The 6,032-nt window shown below is 70.3% G+C and carries 6 protein-coding genes; 4 read left to right on the forward strand and 2 right to left on the reverse strand.

The window, feature by feature from the left end:
- The first annotated feature begins 86 nt into the window (after window positions 1–86).
- Together D7W79_RS37605 and D7W79_RS37610 are read left to right on the forward strand one after the other, a co-directional pair.
- Window positions 87–323 (forward strand): chaperonin, encoded by a 237-nt coding sequence (locus D7W79_RS37605; RefSeq protein WP_120530086.1) that lies wholly within the window; start codon window positions 87–89, stop codon window positions 321–323.
- A 60-nt stretch (window positions 324–383) separates the two neighbouring features.
- Complete coding sequence (locus D7W79_RS37610) at window positions 384–1,994, forward strand: phospholipase D-like domain-containing protein (protein ID WP_167497790.1); 1,611 nt, start codon at window positions 384–386, stop codon at window positions 1,992–1,994.
- Window positions 1,995–2,027: 33 nt separating this feature from the next.
- Here the strand turns inward: D7W79_RS37610 and D7W79_RS37615 are convergent, their stop codons facing one another.
- On the reverse strand, window positions 2,028–3,398 hold the full coding sequence (locus D7W79_RS37615; RefSeq protein WP_120530088.1) for a hypothetical protein: 1,371 nt from the start codon (window positions 3,396–3,398) through the stop codon (window positions 2,028–2,030).
- 103 nt (window positions 3,399–3,501) lie between these two features.
- Window positions 3,502–4,098: a hypothetical protein gene (locus tag D7W79_RS37620; RefSeq protein WP_120530089.1), complete on the reverse strand. Its 597-nt coding sequence runs from the start codon at window positions 4,096–4,098 to the stop codon at window positions 3,502–3,504.
- A 269-nt stretch (window positions 4,099–4,367) separates the two neighbouring features.
- Between D7W79_RS37620 and D7W79_RS37625 the strand changes: the two genes are divergently transcribed.
- Together D7W79_RS37625 and D7W79_RS37630 are read left to right on the forward strand one after the other, a co-directional pair.
- Window positions 4,368–4,748: a BlaI/MecI/CopY family transcriptional regulator gene (locus D7W79_RS37625; protein WP_014400122.1), complete on the forward strand. Its 381-nt coding sequence runs from the start codon at window positions 4,368–4,370 to the stop codon at window positions 4,746–4,748.
- Window positions 4,749–4,753: 5 nt separating this feature from the next.
- The coding region (locus D7W79_RS37630) for a M56 family metallopeptidase (protein ID WP_147442247.1) at window positions 4,754–6,032 on the forward strand (1,279 nt) is incomplete at its 3' end.

Genomic DNA, 6,032 nt, shown 5'->3' on the forward strand with positions numbered 1-6,032 from the left:
GGGCAGCACGGCAGCACGGGGCGGTACGGGGCGGTACGGCACATCACGCAGACGGGCAGACACTTCATCCTCAGGAGACAAAGACCATGGCGACCAAGACCCAGAAGCAGACCATCCAGCGCAAGGCCCGTCAGATGAAGGCGAAGACGGTCAAGGCCGTGTCCTCCGCTGGCAAGCAGGCCAGGCGCGTGCAGGTGACGCTCGGTGACCTGATCGCCGCGGCCTTCGACACCGTGGGCGGCGAGGCTCGCAAGGTGGCCAAGGTTGTCTCCTCGACCGACATGACGCTGGCGACCGGCAAGCACATTGTCTTCGTGGGGTGATGCTGCCGCCGGCCGGGCGCGGACACATCAATTGATCCACTCCAGGGCCAGGTGACCGACGTGAAATCCATTCTCATCCCCGGACGCAATTGCTGGACGCGGACGGAAACGCATGACGCGGGCGTGCTGGTGGACGCCCGGGATTACTACCGAGAGCTGTATCGGGCCATCCGGAAGGCCCGCCGCTCCATCGTCATCACCGGTTGGCAGTTCGACAGCGACGTCACGTTGCTGCGCGGTGAGGACCTGGAAGAGGCGAACGGAGGCGAGGTCCGGCTGCTTCCGCTGTTGGATCAGATGTGCCGGGAGAACCCGGAGCTGCACGTCTACATCCTCGCCTGGGACTTCAGCATGCTGCTCGCCATGGAGCGCGAGTGGATGCAGAACGTGCTGTTCAACTGGACCACGAACGAGCGGCTGCGCTTCCGCTTCGATTCCTCCAGTCCTCTCTACGGAGCCCATCACCAGAAGCTCGTCGTCGTCGACGGCGTGATGGCCTTCACCGGCGGCATGGACGTGTGTGACTGCCGTTGGGACGACCGGGACCACCCCGCGCGCTCGAAGCTGCGCTGCGACTCCGGCCGCGACCCGCACGGGCCCTACCACGACGTGCAGACGGTGCTGACGGGCCCCGCGGTGAAGCCGCTCGCGGAGCTGTTCGAGGCGCGCTGGGCGCACTCGGGTGGCGGTGAAATCCACCTGGAGCCCGTGAACCGGGACGACCTGACTTTCGAAGCGACGATGCCCGCGCCTCCGGGCCCGGTGGCCATCAGCCGCACCTTTGGAAAGACCATCCTGCCTCCGCAGGAGGAGGTGCAGGAGATCCGCGCGCTGTACCTGGACGCCATCGACGCGGCAGAACGCTTCATCTACATCGAGAACCAGTACTTCTCCTCGCGCGCCATCTACGACGCGCTCGTCAAACGCATGCGCGCGGCCGGACGGCCCCGGCTCCAGGTGATGCTGGTGCTGCCCCGTCAGCCCGAGGCGCTGCGCGAGCAGATCGCCATGGGCGTGGCCCAGGTGCGCCTCTTGCGCGCGCTGCGCGAGGTGGCCTCCGAAACGGGCCACGGCTTCGCGGTGTACGGCTCGGCGGCGAAGGACGAGGACGGCTCGGACGTCTTCACGTACATCCACTCGAAGGTCCTGGTCGTGGACGACACGTTCATGACCATCGGCTCCGCGAACACGACCAACCGCAGCCTGGGGTTGGACTCGGAGCTCAACCTGAGCTGGGAGGCCCAGGCGCCCGGGGACGCTGTGTCACGCGCCATCCGCCGCGTGCGCGTGTCGCTGATGGCGGAGCACGTGGGTCTCGCGGGCGTGGCCGCGCTGCGCCCGCTGGTGGCCGCGACGCACCTGGTGGAGACGTTGGATCGGCTGGCCCACGACGGGCAGCACCGGCTGCGTCCGCACCCGCTGGAGACGGTGTTCGACCAGAACCCCCTCTTCAAGCCGCTGGAGCCGGAGGAGTTCCTCATCGACCCGGAGGAGTCGGTGCTGGACGAGTCCCTCTTCGAGGCCCTGCACAAGGGCGACGACGGCCTCTTCGCCTCCGGCGTGCGCCTGTTGTCGCGGTGGCTGGTCGGCAAGCCGTGCGACACGGCCCGGCACAGCGCCATCCTGCCCTGCGCTTCCGTGCAGGAAGAGGGCGGGACGGCGGGGCCCTGAGTACAGCGGACGCGCGGTGAGCGCGCGGCCTGGCTAATGGCGGGCGAAGTCCACGCCCACGCCAGCGCCCACGCTCACGCCGCGCACCAGCGAGTCATCCGGCTGCGGGAAGTACTCCGTGGCGCCGGAGCCCCAGACGTACATCGCGGGCAGCACGCGCTGACGGAACTCCGCCGCCACCGAGTAGCGGGGCCTGTCACCCAGGCCCACCACCACCACGCGCGCGATGCCGCGCGACGTGCCGCCCGGGCTGCTGAAGCTCAGGGACAGGTCGCCGTCCGCGCGGCCGAAGGCGGAGTACTCCACGGCGCCGCTGGCCACCACCTCCGTGGAGTCCGGCCCGTCGCCGCGCGCCACGGACAGCTCCAGGTAGCCGGAGAAGTCCTTGGGCACGCGCTGGTCCGCCTGGGGGCCCTCGGAGAAGCCCACGGCGGAGAAGCGCGACAGCTCATAGCCCGCGCCGAAGTAGCCGAAGCGGAAGCCGCCGCCCTGCCGGCGCCCCTGCACGGTGACGCTGAGCTGCGTGCCCTTGAAGTTGCCCTCGAACGCGACGCCCAAGAGGGCGCCCACGTCCTGCGCGCCATCGTTGAGCCGCGCGCCGCCGGCGACCAGGGCCCACGAGCGCAGCCGCTCGCCCTTGTACATGGCGAACTCGCCGCCCACCGACGCGAGCGTGGCCTCCGGCGTCACGCCGCCGGCCTCGCCGAAGTCGTGCGCCGCGGAGGCGCGCACCAGGTAGCGGTCGAAGTTCCCCTCGCTGTCGCTGACGATGCGGCCCATGTCCAGCAGCAGCTCGCCGGAGAACACGCGCGCGGCGAGCACGTCGCCGGCCAGCAGCTGCACGCGCGCGGGCCCCGCGGTGAACGACAGCGTGCCGCCCGCCGGGTGGTAGTTCGGGTTGAGCTGGTTGTCGTAGCGGTTCACCAGGTAGCCGCGCCCCAGCGACTCCTCCAGGAACGGCTGCACGCGCAGGCCGAAGCGGCCAGACTCGTCGCCAATGCGCAACAGGCGCACCACCTGGCCGTAGTCACTGCGCTCGTCCCAGTCCTCGCGCCGCAGCCACGCGCCGTAGTCCTGGTCCTTCTGCTTCGGTTCGTTGTCCAGCAGCCGGAAGCGCAGCGGCGCGCCCAGCATGAACGCGAAGTCCTCGCCGCCATCCACGCCCAGTGACGGGTACGCGTACCCGAAGAGGTCCTGCTCCCCACCGGGCGTCCCGGACGGGAAGCTCAGCGGTCCCACCTCCAGCAGCGCCCGGAAGCCGATGCCTCCCGAACCGCCCGAACTTCCCGAGGACTCCGGCGCGGAGAATCCCTCCTGCGCCTGCGGATCATTGGGGACCTCCTCGACGGTGGAGGACTGGGATTGAAGCAGGGCGAGCAGGGCCACGAGGGGAGCACCAGTCATTGGTGCTCACTCTAGTTGGCGCGGCGCGGGGTGGACAGACGAATACCCGGTGCGGCCCGCGTGCGGGCTTTACCGGGTATCCGCCCTCACGTGGGGCGCGAGCCTAGTGGGTGGGGTCGGGCGTGGCGCCCGACTCGACCTTGGAGCTGTCGGTGCTGGAGTCGTCCGTGTCGCTGTTGAGGGCGCCGGACTCGGACTGGCCGCTCACGTCCTTCACCTCGCTCTTGCCCTCGGAGCTGGTGGAGCCGGAGCCGCCGGAGCCGCCGGTGCCGCCCTCGGTGCCCAGGTTGCCCTTCTCATTGGGGTCGCGGTTCTGGTTCACCGCGCCGGAGGGAGCCTGGGTGTCGCCCAGGTCGGTGGGCGTGTTCTGCTGCACGTCCCACTTCTGGCCGTCCTGGGTCTTCACGGTCTCGTCGGCGGCGCCGGAGCCACCGGTGGCCTCGCCTTCGTAGACGGTGGGCGCGTTCATGCGGTCGCGCTTCTCCAGGTCGCTGACGTTGCCCGTCTCACCGGGCAGCTCCTGGGAGGAGGAGTCCGAGGACGAGGAGTCGATGCTCCCGCTGGTGTCCTGGGTGCTGCCAGCGCTGCCCGAGCCGCCAATGGCGCCGGCTTCCGGCGACGAGGCCTCACGCGCGCTGGAGGAGTGGCTGCAACCGTACAGCGACAGGGCGGCGATCGCCGCGAACAGAGGGAGCTTCATGGGAAATCTCCGTGTGTGTCGGGTTTGAAGTCGGCTGGAGGAAATCTGGTTGTCCTTCCGACAGAGACAAGGACACACACGGGCTCCTCCCAACTGGCACGCTCCTGAGCAGCCGGGGGAGCAGGCGCCCGGGAGCCTGTCAGTGCATGCCAGGGCTGCTCGCGCTGCCTGGGCAAGGCCGGCGCTCTTCACTCACTTCGAGTTGACTACGGCTGTAGTCAGGCGTACCTTCCTTTCTGACTACAGCTGTCGTCACGAGGGCAGGGCGCATGAAGAAGCCGGTGGGAGAGCAGGAGCTGGCGGTGCTGCGGTACGTGGCCGAGCACGGGCCGGCGACCGTGGGCGAGGTGGCCGAGCGCTTCGGTGAGGCGCAGGGGCTGGCGCGCTCCACCATCCTGACGGTGATGGAGCGGCTGCGCCTCAAGGGGCACCTGACGCGGAGCAAGGTGGACGGGGTGTTCCAGTACGCGTCCCCGGTGGCCACGCAAGAGCTGCTGCGCGACGTCGTAGGGAACTTCGTGCAGCGCACGCTCAGCGGTTCGCTGTCGCCGTTCGTCACCTACCTGTCGGAGACGGAGGACGTGTCCGACGAAGAGCTGAAGCAGCTCCAGGACGTCGTGGCGCGCCTGCGCCAGAAGCGGAAGGAGTGAGCCTCATGACGCCTCTCATGACCTCGCCGTGGTGGTCGTCGTGGTCGGAGTCGGTGTGGCGCGCCTCGTGGCAGGGAGCGCTGTGCGCGCTGGTCGTCTGGGGCGTGGCCCGGGCGCTGCCGCGCCTGCCCCCGGCCGTGCGCGCGGGCCTGTGGTGGCTGGTGGCGCTCAAGTTCGTGCTCACGCTGGGCTGGCCAAAGCCCATGCCGCTCGCGCTGCTGCCCGTGGAGGCGACGACGGCGGGGAGCACCGGCGCGCAATCCCAGACGTTCCGCGCGGAAGGGGCGCAATCCCAGACACCGGCGGTGATGATCACCCTGCGCACGGCGCCCGACGCCCGCGAGGCCACCACGCGCATCCAGGTGTCCGGGCCTGTGTCACCGGGAGGGAAGGACCAGGCTCCCACGGTGGTGGCTTCGGAAGTCCCGTCGCTCGGGGCGCGGCTCGCGTCCTTCGTCCGGGGCTCCGTGGAGGCGCTCCGCTCGCATCCGTGGACGGTGGGCATGATGTGGGCGCTGCTCGTCCTGTGGGGCGCGGGCGTGGTCTGGAAGGTGCGGGGGCATGTGCAGGCGTATCGCCAGGTGCGCGGCATGCGCGAGCGTGCGCGGCCCTTCCGTCACCCGGTGCTGGAGGAGGAGGCGGAGTTCCTCGCGAATGAAGCGGGCCTGCGCCGTCCGCCCACGCTGCTCGTGTCGGACGAGGTGGTGAGCCCGCTGGCGGCGGGGCTCATGTCGCCGGTCATCGTGCTGCCCGCGAAGGCGGTGCGCGACCTGCCGGAGGACGCGCTGCGCATGGCGCTCGCGCACGAGGTGGCGCACCTGCGTCGTGGGGACCTGTGGCTGGGCTGGGTGCCGGCGCTGGCGGAGACGGTCCTCTTCTTCCACCCGCTCGCGCGCCAGGCGGCCCGTGAGTACGCGCTCGCCCGGGAAGAGGCGTGCGACGCGGAGGCGCTGCGCCTCACCGGCGCGGAGCCCGCGGACTACGGCGAACTGCTGATTGCCTTTGGCATCACCCGGCCCCCCGGCAGCGCAGCGGCGCTTGGGGCGTCGGCCCACCTTCACGCGCTGCACAGGAGGCTCCGCATGCTGGAACATGTCGACGTCGTCCCCACCCAACCCCGCCGGTGGCTGAAGGGTGCGCTGTTCGCCCTTGGCGCCGTGGTGCTGATGCCCTTCCAGGTCGTCGCCAAGGCGCCCGCGGAGAACGCCGCTCCCGCCGCGAAGGACGCGACCCCCGCCCCCGTGAAGGTGGGCACCGTCCGGCAGCTGCCGGACGGTGCCCACC

The organism is Corallococcus exercitus, assembly GCF_003611585.1.
GTDB lineage: Bacteria > Myxococcota > Myxococcia > Myxococcales > Myxococcaceae > Corallococcus > Corallococcus exercitus.

Bases quoted from the DNA above. Each gene is read 5' to 3' on its own strand.
- D7W79_RS37625 (WP_014400122.1), top strand. From the start codon at position 4,368: ATGAAGAAGCCGGTGGGAGAGCAGGAGCTGGCGGTGCTGCGGTACGTG.
- D7W79_RS37620 (WP_120530089.1), bottom strand. From the start codon at position 4,098: ATGAAGCTCCCTCTGTTCGCGGCGATCGCCGCCCTGTCGCTGTACGGT.
- D7W79_RS37605 (WP_120530086.1), top strand. From the start codon at position 87: ATGGCGACCAAGACCCAGAAGCAGACCATCCAGCGCAAGGCCCGTCAG.
- D7W79_RS37615 (WP_120530088.1), bottom strand. From the start codon at position 3,398: ATGACTGGTGCTCCCCTCGTGGCCCTGCTCGCCCTGCTTCAATCCCAG.